This window comes from Agrobacterium sp. 22-210-1, from assembly GCF_053522525.1.
The window spans coordinates 833,695-848,713 of record NZ_JBNWCI010000003.1 but is presented as its reverse complement, the minus strand read 5'-3'; the positions used below and the strand labels follow the sequence as shown (position 1 = coordinate 848,713).

Annotated in this window: 12 protein-coding genes; 4 read left to right on the top strand and 8 right to left on the bottom strand. The window is 60.1% G+C overall.

Annotation, left to right across the window (positions count from 1 at the left end; all coding sequences use genetic code 11):
* Window positions 1–149: 149 nt before the first annotated feature.
* Window positions 150–545, top strand: coding sequence for a hypothetical protein (locus ACQZ5F_RS22165; protein WP_052760256.1), 396 nt, complete (start codon window positions 150–152; stop codon window positions 543–545).
* A 414-nt stretch (window positions 546–959) separates the two neighbouring features.
* On the opposite strand, the gene ACQZ5F_RS22160 is transcribed toward ACQZ5F_RS22165, so the two are convergent.
* Genes ACQZ5F_RS22160 through ACQZ5F_RS22130 form a run of 7 tightly spaced genes read right to left on the bottom strand, consistent with a single transcriptional unit; the run spans window position 960 to window position 9,787 of the window.
* Window positions 960–1,922: an FAD:protein FMN transferase gene (locus ACQZ5F_RS22160; protein ID WP_225338061.1), complete on the bottom strand. Its 963-nt coding sequence runs from the start codon at window positions 1,920–1,922 to the stop codon at window positions 960–962.
* A complete protein-coding gene (locus ACQZ5F_RS22155; RefSeq protein WP_225338060.1) occupies window positions 1,915–2,463 on the bottom strand; it encodes a nitrous oxide reductase accessory protein NosL in 549 nt (182 codons plus the stop codon). Before ACQZ5F_RS22155 ends, ACQZ5F_RS22160 begins: the two co-directional genes overlap by 8 nt.
* Window positions 2,460–3,287: an ABC transporter permease gene (locus ACQZ5F_RS22150; protein ID WP_225338059.1), complete on the bottom strand. Its 828-nt coding sequence runs from the start codon at window positions 3,285–3,287 to the stop codon at window positions 2,460–2,462. Before ACQZ5F_RS22150 ends, ACQZ5F_RS22155 begins: the two co-directional genes overlap by 4 nt.
* The gene (locus tag ACQZ5F_RS22145; RefSeq protein WP_448730961.1) at window positions 3,284–4,204 is read right to left on the bottom strand and encodes an ABC transporter ATP-binding protein; all 921 of its coding nucleotides are present in this window, start codon (window positions 4,202–4,204) and stop codon (window positions 3,284–3,286) included. The genes ACQZ5F_RS22150 and ACQZ5F_RS22145 overlap by 4 nt, the downstream gene beginning before the upstream one ends.
* Window positions 4,201–5,580: a nitrous oxide reductase family maturation protein NosD gene (locus tag ACQZ5F_RS22140; protein ID WP_432704557.1), complete on the bottom strand. Its 1,380-nt coding sequence runs from the start codon at window positions 5,578–5,580 to the stop codon at window positions 4,201–4,203. Before ACQZ5F_RS22140 ends, ACQZ5F_RS22145 begins: the two co-directional genes overlap by 4 nt.
* Entirely contained in the window at window positions 5,577–7,490 is a 1,914-nt protein-coding gene (gene nosZ, locus ACQZ5F_RS22135) for a TAT-dependent nitrous-oxide reductase (RefSeq protein WP_046801298.1), read from the bottom strand. The genes ACQZ5F_RS22140 and nosZ overlap by 4 nt, the downstream gene beginning before the upstream one ends.
* A gap of 23 nt (window positions 7,491–7,513) precedes the next feature.
* On the bottom strand, window positions 7,514–9,787 hold the full coding sequence (locus ACQZ5F_RS22130; protein WP_448730960.1) for a 4Fe-4S binding protein: 2,274 nt from the start codon (window positions 9,785–9,787) through the stop codon (window positions 7,514–7,516).
* Between the two features lie 177 nt (window positions 9,788–9,964).
* Here ACQZ5F_RS22130 and ACQZ5F_RS22125 point away from each other — a divergent pair, with 177 nt between their 5' ends.
* From ACQZ5F_RS22125 to ACQZ5F_RS22115, 3 genes are all read left to right on the top strand, one after another.
* Window positions 9,965–10,816: a ferritin-like domain-containing protein gene (locus ACQZ5F_RS22125; protein ID WP_312359670.1), complete on the top strand. Its 852-nt coding sequence runs from the start codon at window positions 9,965–9,967 to the stop codon at window positions 10,814–10,816.
* Window positions 10,817–11,104: 288 nt separating this feature from the next.
* Window positions 11,105–12,874: a diguanylate cyclase gene (locus ACQZ5F_RS22120; RefSeq protein WP_046801296.1), complete on the top strand. Its 1,770-nt coding sequence runs from the start codon at window positions 11,105–11,107 to the stop codon at window positions 12,872–12,874.
* A 251-nt stretch (window positions 12,875–13,125) separates the two neighbouring features.
* Window positions 13,126–14,334 (top strand): MFS transporter, encoded by a 1,209-nt coding sequence (locus tag ACQZ5F_RS22115; RefSeq protein ID WP_080843122.1) that lies wholly within the window; start codon window positions 13,126–13,128, stop codon window positions 14,332–14,334.
* Window positions 14,335–14,491: 157 nt separating this feature from the next.
* Here ACQZ5F_RS22115 and ACQZ5F_RS22110 read toward each other — a convergent pair whose 3' ends face one another.
* Window positions 14,492–14,959, bottom strand: coding sequence for an Lrp/AsnC family transcriptional regulator (locus ACQZ5F_RS22110; RefSeq protein ID WP_046801324.1), 468 nt, complete (start codon window positions 14,957–14,959; stop codon window positions 14,492–14,494).
* Window positions 14,960–15,019 lie beyond the last annotated feature (60 nt).

Here is a 15,019-nt window from a genome sequence, read left to right as displayed (position 1 = left end):
GACCTATCGCACAGACGAAGCACGCGCGATGCCACAGAGTAATCCGTAACGTCATGTCATCCCGCTGTGACAATTGTCCGTCTCGGGTGAATCGACAAGTTCGGAATGTGAAGCGAATTTCAGAGAGTGTTCGGGCGGGAATTCCGGCAATGATCGCAAAGGTGACGACATGGCAGAAGGGGATGCGCATTCTGTGCGCGCTTGCCTTGTTCGCCATTGGTTTCGCCCATCGCGTGCCGGTGGCAGAAGCCGGTTTTGCCGGAACTGAAATCTCCGCCTATATGCTGCCTGATGGCAGCCTGCCGGATCTTTGCCACACTTTCGATCACGACGATGGCCAGTCCCACCCCGACCGGCACGCCGTTGTTCCAGTCTGCGAGGTTTGCCGGATCGTGGCCGGCATCCTGCTGCCGCAACCGGCCGATATGACCGGCATGCCGCTCCTCATCGAGACCGGTGAAGGTTTCGTGGCGGATACGGCCGCGTTCAGGCCATCCGTTCTCCTGATGAGCGCCGCGCCGCGCGCGCCACCTCTTTCCGCCTGACCGCATGAAAGGCGTGTCCCTGCGACAGCCCTGAGGTCCTGCGGGCCGGCAAACGGGTTTCTCTCCTTCCCTCCCCGATGCCGCCCCAAAGGCCGGCCATGGCAGCCGTTTTTCCGGAACGGCGCCGGATTTCCGGCCCTTCCGCCACATTAATCGGCGGGGGCGTCGGGATCGGACGGGCTGGCAGGCGACACGCACTTTCCGGCTGGCACTTGCTGGCGTGCTCGCCAACTTGCTTTCTGGCCTCGCCTTTCCGGCCTTGTATCTTCGAGATTGGCCAATATTACCGTAAAAGACCTGCCGGACAGGGAAGTGACGATCCCCGGCACTGGTTCTGATGGCGATGCACGACCTCAATCTCGCGGCGCGACACGCGCGACATACGCAAAACCGCCGCTTCTGAAACCTGCGCGTTCAGGCGCGCAGATACACCTCGACATTGCGAAGCGATGCGCGCAGCGTTTCCACCTCGCACTCATCCATCAGGCTGAAGGCGGTCGATAGCGCATCGGCTGTGGCCGCATCCTCGGCAACCACCGAGACCCGCGCATAACGGCGCGCGCTCAGGCCGGTGCGCGGATCGAGGATATGACTGAATTTGCCGGCGCGGTCGAACTGGAACCCGGCGCCCGCCGAGGTCGCCACGGCACGGTCGGTGATATCGAGAACCATGTCAGGAAGGGTGGCATCTTCCGATTGCGCAAGACCGATGCGCCACGGCGCGCCTTGCGCACTATTGCCGATGGCTCGATTTTCGCCCATATCCACCAGGCTGCTGGTCACACCCGCATCCCGCAGCAGGGCAACGATGCGGTCGGTAATATAGCCCTGGGCAATACCGTTCAGCGTCAACGCCATGCCGCGCTGCCCCAGTGCAACACGGTTCGCGTCGAAACTTACCTTGTCGAAGCCCACCAGCGCCAATGCCTTTCTCATATCCCGTGCGGATGGGCCGGCGGGATCGGCGTCATCGCACAAAAAATGCCGGGCATGCAGCAGCCAGAGCGGCTGTATCGTCGGATCGAAACGTCCGTCCCCAAGCCCATGGAAGCTGCGGCACAATTCCAGCAGCTCCACCATTTCGGAGGGCGGCGCGGCAAGGACGCCGGTGCGATTAAGCTCGCTCAGTGCCGATTCCGGCCGAAACAGGCTGAAAATACTTTCGAGGCGCGCCACCTCGACTACCACCCTGCGCAGGAGGCGCTCCGCCTCTGCAGGGTTTTGATGATTGAGCACAAGCGTTGCCGGCGCGCCGAGTGCCTGTCCCCGCCAGACAATGGGGGAGACTGAGGCAAAACCCCTGTCAGGTAAAAGCGGCAGGCCCGCAAAGGCAGCCATGAGCGTGATGAAGCGGCGACGGCCCGGTTTGTTATCCATGATCATGCGCCCCCTCCGCAGCCGGATCGTCCGCCGCCTCGCCACCGGCGCCAAGAATGTAATTCTCGGGCAGATCGTTGAATTTCACGACTTCGCCGCCGTTCTTGCCGACGAATTGCCTTGCTGCCGCCTCCTCGGAAAAGGGCACGGCTTCCTCCGCGCCCATGCCGCCGCGCAGGGAGCTGCCGATCACGAAGAAGGCCTTGCGCGCGTCGATCCAGTTCTCCGCGCCGGGCTTTTCCCAGCTTGCAGCCTTGCCCATATCGGACACGTAAATAGCCGCGATCTCCTTCGGTTCGTCCGGCAGCATGGTGAAGGCCACAGTGTCCCGTGCTGAGGAGAACCATATGGCCTCCGGTATCTGGCGCAGGATGATCTGCCCCTTCGGCCCGGCATGTTCCAGTACGTTCATCCCGCAATATCGCCCCATGGCCTCGGCGGTGAGCGAAAAGGGCAGCGGCGTTTCCACCTGCTGCTCATTTTCGCAGGCGGCAAGCAGCAACGAAGCCACAAGAACAAGGGCAAAACGGACCGTTTTCATACGTCCCTCCTTGAGAAAAACAGCGAAGCGAGGCCGAGCGGAACAGCTGTCCAGGCGCAAAGGGCGGCGAGCAGGACGCCACCGGTGAGAATGGAGCTTTTGGCAAGCCCGCCCATGCCGGAAAGGGCCGCCGCCCCGCCGCTGCCGAGATTGAGGAGCCGATAGGCATCCGTCGGATTGGCGAGCAGCACGAAATCCAGCAGTCCACCGGGCAGCGAACGGCCCTGCGCCGCCACCAGTCCGCCAAGCAGGGCCATGTCGTAGATCAGCACGAAGAACAGCCAGATGCCGATCGTCACGCCGCCGGCCGTGCTGCGCTCCGAAGATAGCGCGCTGACGAGATAACCGATGGCGACGAAGACCGCACCAAGCAGCACGGACGATGCCGTCATGGAAATAAACGACAGCCAGCCCTCAAGACCGGTGGCGCCGCCCATCAGCGCCAGCGCAAGCGCCGCCGTGCCATATCCGCAGGTGGTGGCGAAGCAGAGGATGGCGATGTGGCCGAGAAATTTGCCCAGAACGATCTGGCTGCGCCCCACCGGATAGGCGAGCAGCAGCAGCATGGTGCCACGCTCCACCTCACCCACGATGGCATCATGGGAAATCAGCAGCGCAATCAGCGGCACAAGGAAGATCGTCAGGCTGGAGAGACTGACGATGACCACATCCATGCGGCTGGCGCCGACATTGCCGGTCGGCGCGCTGCCGAGAAACGTCAGCGTCAGGGCGAGCATTGCCAGCAGCAATGTCGTGGCCAGCACCCAGCGATTGCGCATGCCTTCGCGAATTTCCTTCCCCGCAATGATCAGGATGTTGCTCACGACGCGGCCTCCTGGCTGTTCAGGAAATGGGCATAGAGATCATCGAGCGTCGGCTCGATAAGGCTCAGGGCTTCGATACCGGCGGCAGCCGCAGTGAGGCGGTGCAGCAGTGGCAGCCTTGCGGCATGCGCCACCTCCGTCTCGTAAGCGCCATCTCCGGTCGGTGTCCATCGCACCACGGGATCGGCAGGTGCCGCGGCTCCGCCCCCGCCAGTCGGGCGGATACGGATACGCGACGGCAGGCTGGCGATCCGTCTCAGATCATCCAGCGTGCCATCGGCAATGCGCACGCCACGATTAACGATGATGACCCGTCCGGCGCGGTCTTCCAGCTCTCCCAGCGCATGCGACGACAGGAGGATCGTCGCGCCGCCTGCCCGCAATTCATCGACGAGGTTGTAGAAATTGCGCCGTAGGGCCGGGTCGAGGCCGCTGGTCGGTTCATCGAGCAGCAGAACCCTTGGTGCACCGAGCAATGCCTGGGCAAGGCCAAGCCTCTGCCGCATACCCTTGGAATAGGTGCGAATAGGCCGGTCGGCGGCCGCGGCGGCAAGGCCGACACGCTCGAACAGGCTGTCTGCGGATTGCATGGGCACCCGCTTGAGGCGTGCGTAAAAGGCAAGCGTTTCCCGCCCCGTCAGTGCGAGGTGGAAAGACACGCTTTCCGGCAGGTAGCCCAGCGCCTGACGCACGGCGAAATCGCCATTCGCCGGGTTCTCGCCCAGCACCTCCACATGCCCCGACGTCGGGCGAATAAGCCCGAGCAGCAATTTGATCAGCGTGGTTTTTCCGGCGCCGTTGTGGCCGACCAGAGCTACGGTCTCCCCTTCATGAAGGTTAAAGCTCAGCTCGCGCAGGGCATTGACCTTGCCGCCATAGGTCTTGGTCACATCGTGAACGCTTACGGTCGGGTTCATGAGCGTGGCTCCCTGGGGGGCTGCGGCGGCGACATCAAGGGATGACTGTCGGTGACCCCACCCGGCAAAAGGGCAGGAAACCGCGCCTGCGCCCAGCGCACCACCTGCACGGCGGGGCTGCTGGTCAGCACCCGCGCCTGCGGCGCGGTCCACAGCACGCGGTCAATCAGATCATTCGGGCGATAGGGATTGTCGGCGATGCCGTCACCATCCAGATCGAAAGCGGGATTATCGCTCCAGTAATTGCCGCGTCCCTTTTCCGACCAGTCGACATAACGCGTGCCGACATATTTGACCTGGTTGCGATTGGCGATGAAGGCATTGCCGCTCATCATGTTGCCTTCCGAACCGGCGGTGAAATGAATGCCAATATCGCACCCCTCGAAACGGTTGTCGCGCAGGCGGTTGCGGTTGGCATTGTAGATGAAGACGCATTTTTCCGGCCCGGGCCGCATTCCCGAGGTATCCGCGGCAGCCTCGTCATCGGCGGCCGGCACACCATGTTCCTGCGAGCGGATGCCGCGTTCGCTCCAGCGCGATGCGGGCTGCATATGGCCGCGCACCGTATTGCCGGTGACGGTGGAACTGTTGGCGTAATTCAAAAGCAGGCCGTGGTCCCGGTCGCCATCGGAGACGTTTCCGGTGATCTTCAGGCGGCTGGAAAACATGATGGCGTATCCCACCGAATTGCCGGTGGAGACATTATCGCTGATCTCGCTGTCGTTGGTGTACATGTAGTGGATGGCAAATCGCAGATTGCTGAACCGGTTACCGCTGAACACGTTGCGTTTGCTGGCATTGGTGGCGATGCCGTCGCGCCCGAAGCTGATGTCGTTGCCGGTGACGCGTGCGCCGGGCGCGTTCCACAGGGTCACGCCGTTGCCGGTTTCGCTTAAACGGCCTTCGCCCGTACCGATAATGACATTGTTGCGCGCGATGGAATCGTCGGCGCCATGCAGATAGACGCCATACAGATTTTCTTCGAAGCGGCTGTTTTCGACAATCGCCCGTTTGGCGGTTCGGGCGACGAAGACGCCCGAATTCATGTTTTCCAGCGAACCGCCGGAGCCGGATACGATAATGCCGCTGAAGATCACGTCTTCGGCGGTGATGGTGACGACACTGCCCTGACCGGTGCCGCGAATGGCCGCACCCGGCTCGCCACGCAGCGTAATGGACGTGCCAATGGTCACCGGCCCGGAAAAATCGCCGCTTTCCAGCACCAGTTCGTCGCCCGTCTGTGCACGGTCGATGGCTTGTTGAAGTATTGGGGTCGCGGCAGCGGAAAGGCGGATGGTTTCAGCACCCGCCAGGCCGGGAATGGCGGCGATCATCGCCACCATCCCCCATCTCGCCGCATCTTGGAGATGCCTCATGCCTTCTTCGGCTCCACCAGCATGCGGCCCTTCATTTCCATGTGCATGGCATGGCAGAACCATGAGCAATAATACCACCACACACCGGGCTTATCGGCCTTGAAGGTGACGGATGCCGTGGCTTGCGGCGCCACTTCCATGTTGATGCCGTAATTGATGATCGAGAAGCCGTGGGTCAGGTCTTCCACCTCGTCGATGTTGGTGACGTAAACCGTCACCTCATCACCCTGCTTGACGGTGAAGCTTTCCAGACCGAAGGCAGGTGCCGCCGAGGTCATGTAGACGCGAACCTTGTCGCCGTCGCGAATGACTTCGGAATCGATCAGCAGATCGATGTTGTCGGCCTTAGCCTGGGCCACCGCATCGGCAAAGAAGCTGTCGTCGCGGCTCCAGATGCTGACCGGGTTGATCTTGGAATTATGGACGATGGTGGCGTCATGCGGCTCGGCAAAGGTGGGATTGTCGTGAACCAGCACCATCTCGTCGCCGGAAATATCGATCAGCTGATCGTTTTCCGGTTTCAGCGGGCCGACGTTCAAATACCGGTCCTTCGAGAACTTGTTGAGCGAGATCAGCCATTTGCCGTCTGCATCCTTGGTCTGACCCATGGATGTGTGGTTGTGGCCGGGCTGATACTGCACATCGAGCTTCTGACGGACCGGATTGACCTTCTCGCCCTTGTAGGCGCGTTTGGCATCCTCAAGGTTCCATTTGCAGATCTGGCTGTCGATGAACAGCGTCGTGTAGCAATTGCCGCGACCGTCATAGGCCGTGTGAAGCGGGCCAAGACCGAGTTCGGGTTCGGCAACGACGGTATCACGCGGCTTGATCTTGTCGGCGAAAAGGTCGTCGAACAGCCGGACGTCGAAGACCGTGACTGTTGGCGACAGCTTGCCATTGGCAACGACGTGGATACCATCCGGCGCGGTGTTCATACCGTGCGGGCCGTTGGATACCGGGATGTAGCGGGTGAATGGCGAGCCATGGCGACCATCCACAACAGGCACGCCACCCATTTCCTTGAACTCGCCCTTGGCGACAGCTTCCTCGATACGCTTCAGGTTGAAGACGACGATCCAGTCCTGATCCTTCGCCATCATTTCCTCGAGGTTCACGCCCTCTTCGGAATTGTAGCAGGTGGCGAAGGCATATTTTCCCTGATAGTCGGCATCGACATTGTCGAGATTGCCGTCGACCATGACCTGCCAGGCAACCTTCATCGTGTCGCCGTCAATGGCCGAGAAAATCGCGTGATACTGTTTGTGATCATCGAGAACCGAACCGTCATTGGGGATCGGCACCCGGTCCTCGCCATTGGCGAAGACATAACCGGTGCGCGGATATTTCTGCACGCGCAGGCCGTGAACCGTGTGCTGGTTGGGCAGCTGGATGATCTTGTCACATTTCATCACGTCAAGGCGGATGCGGCAGACGCGGGTATTGGCCTTGTCATTGGCGAAGAGATAACGGCCGTCATAGGTGCCTTCCGTAAAGGATGGATGCGGGTGGTGCAGGTCACCGTTGAGGTAGATGTCGCCCTTGTCCTTCAGATATTCCTTCGTTTCAGGCAGCAGCCCCTCCGTCAGGATCTTCCGGCTTTCATTCGTCTGACCCCAGCCGGTGGCGCTATCCCGGTTAAAGACGGGAATACGCATCAGTTCACGCATCGACGGCAGGCCGAGAATGCGCAGTTCACCGCTATGGCCGCCTGAGAAAAAGACGTAATATTCGTCCAGTTCGCCGGGCTTGACCTCGAAGGCCTGTCCGCCTGCGGCGAGCGCCGGTGCCGCCGTGATGCTGGAAACCGCCAGCGCGCCGCCGACCGTCGCCGCACCCGCCACCGCGGCAACCGCCGTGGAGCCGAGAAGCTGGCGCCTGCTGAGGCCAGTTTCGATATTTCGATCCGACATGTCTTCTCTCCTTTGATGGTGGCTCAGGCCTGTTCGCCAGCCACTCCTTCATCTGTGCCGATCGGTTTGCCCTTGTGGGTAACCACGGTTTTCGGACGCTCTTTTCCCTTTTCCGGAGGGGTGGAGAGCGCCACGAATTTTTCCCGCTTCAACCGCACCTGAATCATGTGCGGACAGCGGTGGTCGTCCTGGTAAAGTTCCTGGCAATGCATGCAGTAGATGCACTCGTTGACGTTGATCTGCCCTTCGGGATGGATCGACTGCACGGGACATTCCTTGGCGCAGCGCTGGCAGGGCGAGCCGCATTCCGGCCAGCGTTTCAGCCATTCGAACATGCGCAGGCGACCGGGAATGGCGAGTGCTGCGCCGAGTGGGCAGAGATACCGGCAGTAGAAACGTTCGATGAAAAGACCGGCGGCGAGCAGCGTCAGCGCAAAGATCGCGAAGGGCCATTCGCGGGCGAATTTCAGGATGATCGCCGTCTTGAACGGTTCGATCTCGGCAAAGGTCTCCGCCAGCGCCAGCGAATAAAGCGACAGGCCGAAGAGGCCGAGGAAGATGATGTATTTGACCGGCCAGAGGCGCTCATGCAGCCCCCAGGGCAGCTTGACCTGCGGCACCTTCAGCCATTTCGCGACGCCGTTGGTCAGTTCCTGCAGCGCACCAAAAGGGCAGAGCCAGCCGCAGAAGGGTCCGCGCCCCCAGAACAGCAGACCCGCTGCAACCGCTGCCCAGAGAATGAAGATCAACGGCGCGGACAGGAAGAAATCCCAGTGGAAACCGGAGATAAGCGCATTGATGAAAGTCAGGACATTGACCACCGAAAGCTGCGCATTGGCATACCAGCCGAGCCAGACCAGCGCGAAAAGCAGATAGCCGCGCCTGATCCAGCCGAACAGCTTGGGACGTTTGACCAGCCAGTCCTGAAAAAAGAAGATGGCGGTGAGAACCAGCAGCCCGGCAAAGGTTAGGGCGACCGAGACGCGGTTCATTTCCCATATGCTGCCCCAGAGCGGCGCGTTTTCCAGATCGAACGGCACATCTGCCGGCATCGTTGCTGCGGCTGCCGGTGGGGCGATGGGTGGGGCTGCGGGCGTCTCGATGCTGACGTAGCCGTCTGGCAGCCTGTAGCCGAGATCGTATGGCATCGTCGCCTTGTCCCGCACTCCCGTGGTGCGCTGCACCAGCAACTGTAACTCCCACGGTTCCGTCACGTCGAAAGCGAAACTGTCAGGGATCACGTAAAGGGCGATTTCACGCAGATGCGGCGCGCCCTCGGCGGCGATCTGCGTCAGCCGCGTGTGATCCCGATCGCGGAAGCGAATGCCCTGCCCGTCCTGAAGCAGCTCGATACGGTCGAAAATACCGCCTCGTACATAACCCGACCCCTTGAACGAATAGGCGCCGTCACCCGCCACGAGAATGGCGGACTGACCCGGCTTCAGGCGTTTTACCAGCCTTCCGTAACCTTCTTCACCCAGCAGGCTGCGGCCGATGGCGGGAACGCTGACCGGAGCGACGTAGAGATCGATGAACGGGTCCTGCGGATTGGGCGCTTCCGGTGTCCGGGACGCATCCGGCTGGCCGGCCTTTGCAAAGGCATCCGAGACTTCACCGACACTGAGGCGCAGGGCGCGGATGGAACCATCGCCGAGCAGCGTCTGCCAGTCGGAAACCTCCTGTTTCGAAACATCGAGTTTTTTGACCGGCTGCGGCGACGCTGCTGCGATCGCGGCATGTGTGCCTTCTCCCAGCCTGCCGCTGCGAATGAGTTTGACCGCCGAGCGGACGACGCTGTCGCCCATCACAAGAACGGTCACCGTCGCGCCGCTGACGATATCGACCTGCGGCGGGCGTTCCGCACCGGTAGCGACCTTGGCCAGATCGCGGTCGATCACCGAATTCAGCGCAGCCACAACCCGGGTTTCCGGTATGCCGATCAGCACGATCGGCTCCTTGTGATCGACAAGCTTCAGACCACGCACGACGCCGGCCCTGTCAATGCCGACAACGATGTGAATCGGCTTTCCTGAATAGCCGGTCGAATTGGTGAAATCCGAGTTGAGGTAAGCGTAACCGGCGATATCGCTGCCCTTGTAGACGGGCACGATGGCAGGCTCCCCCACCGGCTCGCCAAAGCGGTCGGCCGCGGCAAACAACTCTGCCGGCTGAACCTTGGCGAGATAATCGACAAGACTGCCGGCAGCGAAGGCGTGGCCTGCAAGGGTGAAAAGCGCGATCAGAAAAGAAAGAAAAACAGCCAGACCTTGTTTCCCGATATGAGTATTTTTCGGCATTGGGCATTCCATCGGGGTGCGACAAGACGTTCACTCCCACGCTCGGCCATGTCGCATCGGTCGGGCCTCAGTGGGCTGAATGCAAAATAGTCGCGCCGCCGGATGCCTCATTGATCCAGAACAAATACCGCGTTGTTTGATGTGGCAGTGTGGGACAAGGATTTTGAAGAGAAACCCATGTCTAGACTGAATGCCGAACCGCCCGTTCTGACGACGATGCACGCCGTGCTGGAAACCGCAGCCCGCATGGAACAAGAAGCGATCGACGGCTATGTCGCCCTCAGACAACGAATGCTGGATGAAAACCAGCCGGCGCTTGCCGCCGTTTTCGAACGGCTGATTGCCGAGGAGGAAACCCATCTGCGTCAGGTCGGCGTATGGGCTGCCGAGACGGTGCCGACCGACACTGCGGGCACCATCGCCGCCCCGGACCTTTCACCCATGTTCGATGCCGAAGGCGCCGATATGGTGCCGCCGGAAACACTCGACGCCTACCGCGCTTTTTCGGCTGCCGTCAGGAACGAGGAACGGGCATTTGTGTTCTGGAGCTACGTTGCCGCCCAGGCGCCCAGCGCCGACGTGCGGCAGGCGGCGGAAAAAATGGCGCGCGAGGAACTCGGCCATGTCGCGACGATGCGCCGGGAAAGGCGCCAGGCGTTTCATGCCGCAAGGGTCGCCGCACCACCGGGAGACGCGCCGGATATTCTCGGGCTGGAGGAGCATTTTTTAAAACTCCTTACCGCTGTGGCAGAATGGCAGGACGATCAGACATCAAGGGCATTTATCGAGGAAACGCAGGCGCGGATCAGCTCCATCCCCGGCCTCACATTTCGTCACAAGCCACGATTGTCCGGACAACTGGATCTGGTGCTTGGTCAGCCGGTTACGCTTTGCGGCATCCTGCTCGACTATTATCTCGACGGGATGAACTGCGAAAAATCCGAACCGGCTCTGAACTTCTGCGCTGCCGCCGCGTCACAGCTCGTCCGTTGCCTTGCCTTCCTGCGCAGCCTTGCTTCCGCTGCTTGATGGCGTTCTGCGCACGTTGAGAACGGGCGGCAGAAGCACTCGAAACTCCACCTGCATCCTGCAGCCGGATGTCATTGACTGCGACAATCCGCTGGGCAAGATAGCCCTGCCGAAACCGCCATATGAAAGTGAAATCCCTGGCGGATTTTCAGGCGATCGGTGCTCACGCACGATAATCTCCGGCAGGTTAACTTCCCGTTTTGACGAGATGCCCTAAAATAAGCAAACTCTGATATTGGATTCGCCGCACCCGGTTGTCATGGCTTGCGGCAAGCAGACGGCGCCATCATGCGACTTAGCACCATCACGAACCTGGCCTATGCCGTGACCCTCGTACTCACGACGGTATCGGCGACTACATTCATTCTGTCAGCCAGAAGCGCTTCTCAAGAGCGAGCGGCCATCCAGGATCACCTCCAGTTGAACGATCTTGCCGAGGAACTGGCAATCATTGCGGATGAGCGCACCGAGGAAGCGCGTCTTTACGTCATGCGAGGCGACGAACAGCACCTGGCGAAATTCTACGTCGACGAAGATCAGGAAAAGCACCTCGAAAATACCCTGGATAAACTCTCCGCGCTCGGTCTTTCGCCGGAAGAGGCAGGATCATTTCAGGAGATACGCAAGAGCGCCGACGCGCTGGACAGGATGGAGCGCGAGGCCATCGGTTTCTATAGATCAAGTCGCCAGAACGCCGCACAACAGATCCTGTTCGGAGATGAGTATTATCGGCTGCATACGGGCCTGCTGAACACCGTCGCGACCTTGAGAGAGGGTATCGCGGTCCGCTCACAAGCAACGGTTGACCAGGCCAAAAGCCGAAGCGATTTCTACGGATCGATCGCCAAGGTGATGCTTGCACTCACCGCCCTGATGTTTGTGGCCGTACTTTACTTCGTCCTTACCAGACGTGTTGCTGCGCCGCTTATCCGGATGAGCAATATCGTTACGCGCCTTGCCAGGCAGGACTACAGTATCGATGTGCCCGACGAGGGACGTCGTGACGAAATCGGCGACATGAACCAGGCCATCCGCATCTTCCGCAGCAACGGGCTTGAGCGGGACCGGCTTGACGCGGAGCACCGCAAGAACCAGCGCATAAAGGACCTGATCCTGCAAATGATGCATCGGATTCAGGCATGTCAAAATCAGGATGAATTGTCCGACGTCGTTTCAAAATTCATGCCGCAGATTTTCCCCGCCATCGCCGGCCGCCTGCTTGTCATCAAAGAACACAGCTCAGTTCTCCAATCGACGGGCCAATGGTCCAATCCATCGTTTTCCGCTCCGGAGTTTTCGATCGACGATTGCTGGGCGCTCCGGCGCGGGCGCCCCCATGCCAGTAACCCTGATGGAGACGACGTCGCCTGCCATCACCTCAAGGAGGGTTTCGGAACCGGCCTGTGTATACCACTCACGGCATTGGGTGACACCGTCGGTCTGTTGTATCTTGAAATTCCGCAGGGTAACGAGACACTGGAGACCGAGAGACTATATCTGGAACTCCTCGCCGAGAATGTCGGCCTTGCCGTCGCAAATCTCCAGCTTCGGCAGCGACTGGTCGGCATGGCGAGACAGGACGCCCTGACGGGTCTCCTGAACCGCCGGTCTCTTGATGAGGAACTGAACAGGCATATTGAGAAGCCAAGCCAAAATCTCGCCTGCTTGATGCTCGACATAGACCATTTCAAGCGCTTCAATGACCGTTTTGGCCACGACGCCGGAGATGCGGTGATGCAATATGTCGCCCAGGTCCTTTCAGAAGCCATTGGTGGTCTAGGTGAATTATTCCGTTTCGGCGGCGAGGAATTCACCGTGCTCATGCCGGCTTCGGGTATTGAAGATGCCATCAAGGCGGCGGAGAAACTGCGACACGCCGTCGAGCGCGCGCCACTGACCTACCGCGGTCGCCTGCTTGACCCCATTACCATATCGATCGGCATCGCAACGTCACCGGCCGCCGGGACCGTGAGCAGCGTGTTGGAACGAGCGGACGCTGCGCTTCTAAACGCCAAGCAGACAGGTCGGAACAGGTGGGTTTCCTCAGACGAACTGTAAATTGAAGAGCCTCCAACCCGTTACGGTATAGGCTCCTGTCCAGTATGCGAAACCGATCATTCCGGTAGGCGAGACCGCCCCAAATCCGTCCTTCATCGCGATGTCAGCGTTCAAACGGGATCCACGCACATGCACACCCGAACATTGTGCAACGCACAAAATTCGGAGGAATAGGCATGAAATTCGGATTTTTAGATACATATCATCCGAAAAAATTCGTCTAAAACTCTCCCAACTCAAGGAGAGAGACCATGACGGACACGACATCAGAATTTGATGGGTCAACAATTGCCCTGGAGGCCGCCGAGGAACCCGCGTGGACAGCTGCGACCTGGTTCGCGGTTCTTTCGATGGCGGCCACCAGTTTCGCACTTGTATCGGCCGAGTTCCTGCCGGCGGGATTGTTGACGCCCATGGCGCGCGATCTCGGCATTACCGAGGGTACAGCCGGTCAGGTTGTTACGGCGACAGCTTCCGTTGGCGCTGTGACGGCTTTGCTGAGCAATGTTCTCATCGGCAAACTGAACCGCAAGACCGTGCTTGTTGGACTTAGCGCACTGGCGATCGGCTCCAACATTCTCGCATCGGTTGCTGCCGATTTCTGGCTATTGTTGGTGGGCCGGGCGGGACTGGGTATCGCGCTCAGCGGTTTCTGGGCGCTTTCGGTTGCGGTTGTGGCGCGGCTCGTCGGCGCGAATTCGACCGGGCGTGGCATGGCTATCGTCACCCTTGGCGTTTCGCTTGCCACCATCGCTGCCCCTTCAATGGGCGCCTTGATCAGTGACTGGGTGGGATGGCGCATCGCCATGTCGATGACGGCGGGACTGGCAATAATTGCCATGCTGCTGCAGATCCTCAGCCTGCCGTCGCTGCCAGCAAGTACGAGCAACAGTCTTTCCGATGTTCTGCGGCTGACGCGGCGGCGCAGCGTTCAACTTGGGATGCTGGCGATCCTGTTGCTGATGACGGGGCATTTTGCCGGTTCGGTCTATGTGCGTCCGTTCCTCGAACAGGTGACGCTGCTTGAGACCACGCCGATTGCTCTCGCCTTGCTCGGCTTTGGCGTCGCTTCCGTGATCGGCAATGTGCTGGGGGGCCGGATGGCTGACACCAGTATCCGCCTCGCACTCATCGTTACCGCCGCCCTGATGGCATTTGCGACGATCGCCCTCGTTGTCTGGGGTGCTCATACCAGCGCCGCATTTGCACTCGTCGCCCTTTGGGGTCTTGCCTTCGGCATGGCGCCCGTGGTGCTGCCGACCAACCTTTCCCGTGGCGCACCCGACGCACTGGAGGCAGCCGGCAGCCTGATGGTCGTTTCTTTTCAGGTGGCCATCAGTATCGGTGCGGTTTTCGGCGGTTACATCGTTGATTCCTATGGGGCTACTGCGCCATTGGCTCTCACCGCCATCCTCGCCGCATCCACGGTCGGTCTCGCTCTGCTGCAGCGTCCCGATTGATCATTCGGCGCCCGGAGCTGATCCAGAAATTGTGCTGGCGTTACATACGCCAGCACGCGCGTTTTTAACGCTTTCCTTCAAAAGAGTTTAAGACCGCGGGTGCGGGTTCATTCAAACGGCACCCAAAACGCTCAGCGGAAAACCAGAGGCGCTCCAATCACGCTTCGATTGGAAAGGCAAAACCGGCTTTAACCCGATCCATCACAACCATGGTCTTGAAGCCTTTAATGTCATGGTTTTCATAAAAGAAACGGCGGGTGAAGGCCTCGTAATCCTCCATGTCCCTTGCCGTGATGACCAGGATGAAATCGGCGTCGCCTGTCACATAATAGCCGATCATGACTTCCCGCGTGGCGCGAATGGCGGCCTTGAAGCGATCGACGATATCCGCCCGCTCGCGCTCCAGCGATACCAGAACGATCATGGTGATGCCGCGCCCGACGGCTTTGGGTGAGATGATTGCCACATCCGCTTCAATCACCCCCTCCTCGCGCAGGCGCTTCAGCCGCCTTTGACATGCCGTGGGCGACAGGTTGACGATCTGCGCCAGTTCTTCCGACGTCAGGCGATTGTTCTTCTGCACGGCGTCAAGCAACGCCCTGTCGGCTCGATCTATGGTGGTCATGCAGAATTCCTGCGTCAATATGGTAAACTAAGCACTATTCCTGCGTAACAACGAGAACAA

What these genes read in the sequence shown, in the direction of transcription:
- ACQZ5F_RS22165 (WP_052760256.1), top strand. Translation starts at nt 150, where the DNA reads ATGATCGCAAAGGTGACGACATGGCAGAAGGGGATGCGCATTCTGTGC.
- ACQZ5F_RS22160 (WP_225338061.1), bottom strand. Translation starts at nt 1,922, where the DNA reads ATGGATAACAAACCGGGCCGTCGCCGCTTCATCACGCTCATGGCTGCC.
- ACQZ5F_RS22155 (WP_225338060.1), bottom strand. Translation starts at nt 2,463, where the DNA reads ATGAAAACGGTCCGTTTTGCCCTTGTTCTTGTGGCTTCGTTGCTGCTT.
- ACQZ5F_RS22145 (WP_448730961.1), bottom strand. Translation starts at nt 4,204, where the DNA reads ATGAACCCGACCGTAAGCGTTCACGATGTGACCAAGACCTATGGCGGC.
- ACQZ5F_RS22140 (WP_432704557.1), bottom strand. Translation starts at nt 5,580, where the DNA reads ATGAGGCATCTCCAAGATGCGGCGAGATGGGGGATGGTGGCGATGATC.
- nosZ (WP_046801298.1), bottom strand. Translation starts at nt 7,490, where the DNA reads ATGTCGGATCGAAATATCGAAACTGGCCTCAGCAGGCGCCAGCTTCTC.
- ACQZ5F_RS22130 (WP_448730960.1), bottom strand. Translation starts at nt 9,787, where the DNA reads ATGCCGAAAAATACTCATATCGGGAAACAAGGTCTGGCTGTTTTTCTT.
- ACQZ5F_RS22125 (WP_312359670.1), top strand. Translation starts at nt 9,965, where the DNA reads ATGTCTAGACTGAATGCCGAACCGCCCGTTCTGACGACGATGCACGCC.
- ACQZ5F_RS22120 (WP_046801296.1), top strand. Translation starts at nt 11,105, where the DNA reads ATGCGACTTAGCACCATCACGAACCTGGCCTATGCCGTGACCCTCGTA.
- ACQZ5F_RS22115 (WP_080843122.1), top strand. Translation starts at nt 13,126, where the DNA reads ATGACGGACACGACATCAGAATTTGATGGGTCAACAATTGCCCTGGAG.
- ACQZ5F_RS22110 (WP_046801324.1), bottom strand. Translation starts at nt 14,959, where the DNA reads ATGACCACCATAGATCGAGCCGACAGGGCGTTGCTTGACGCCGTGCAG.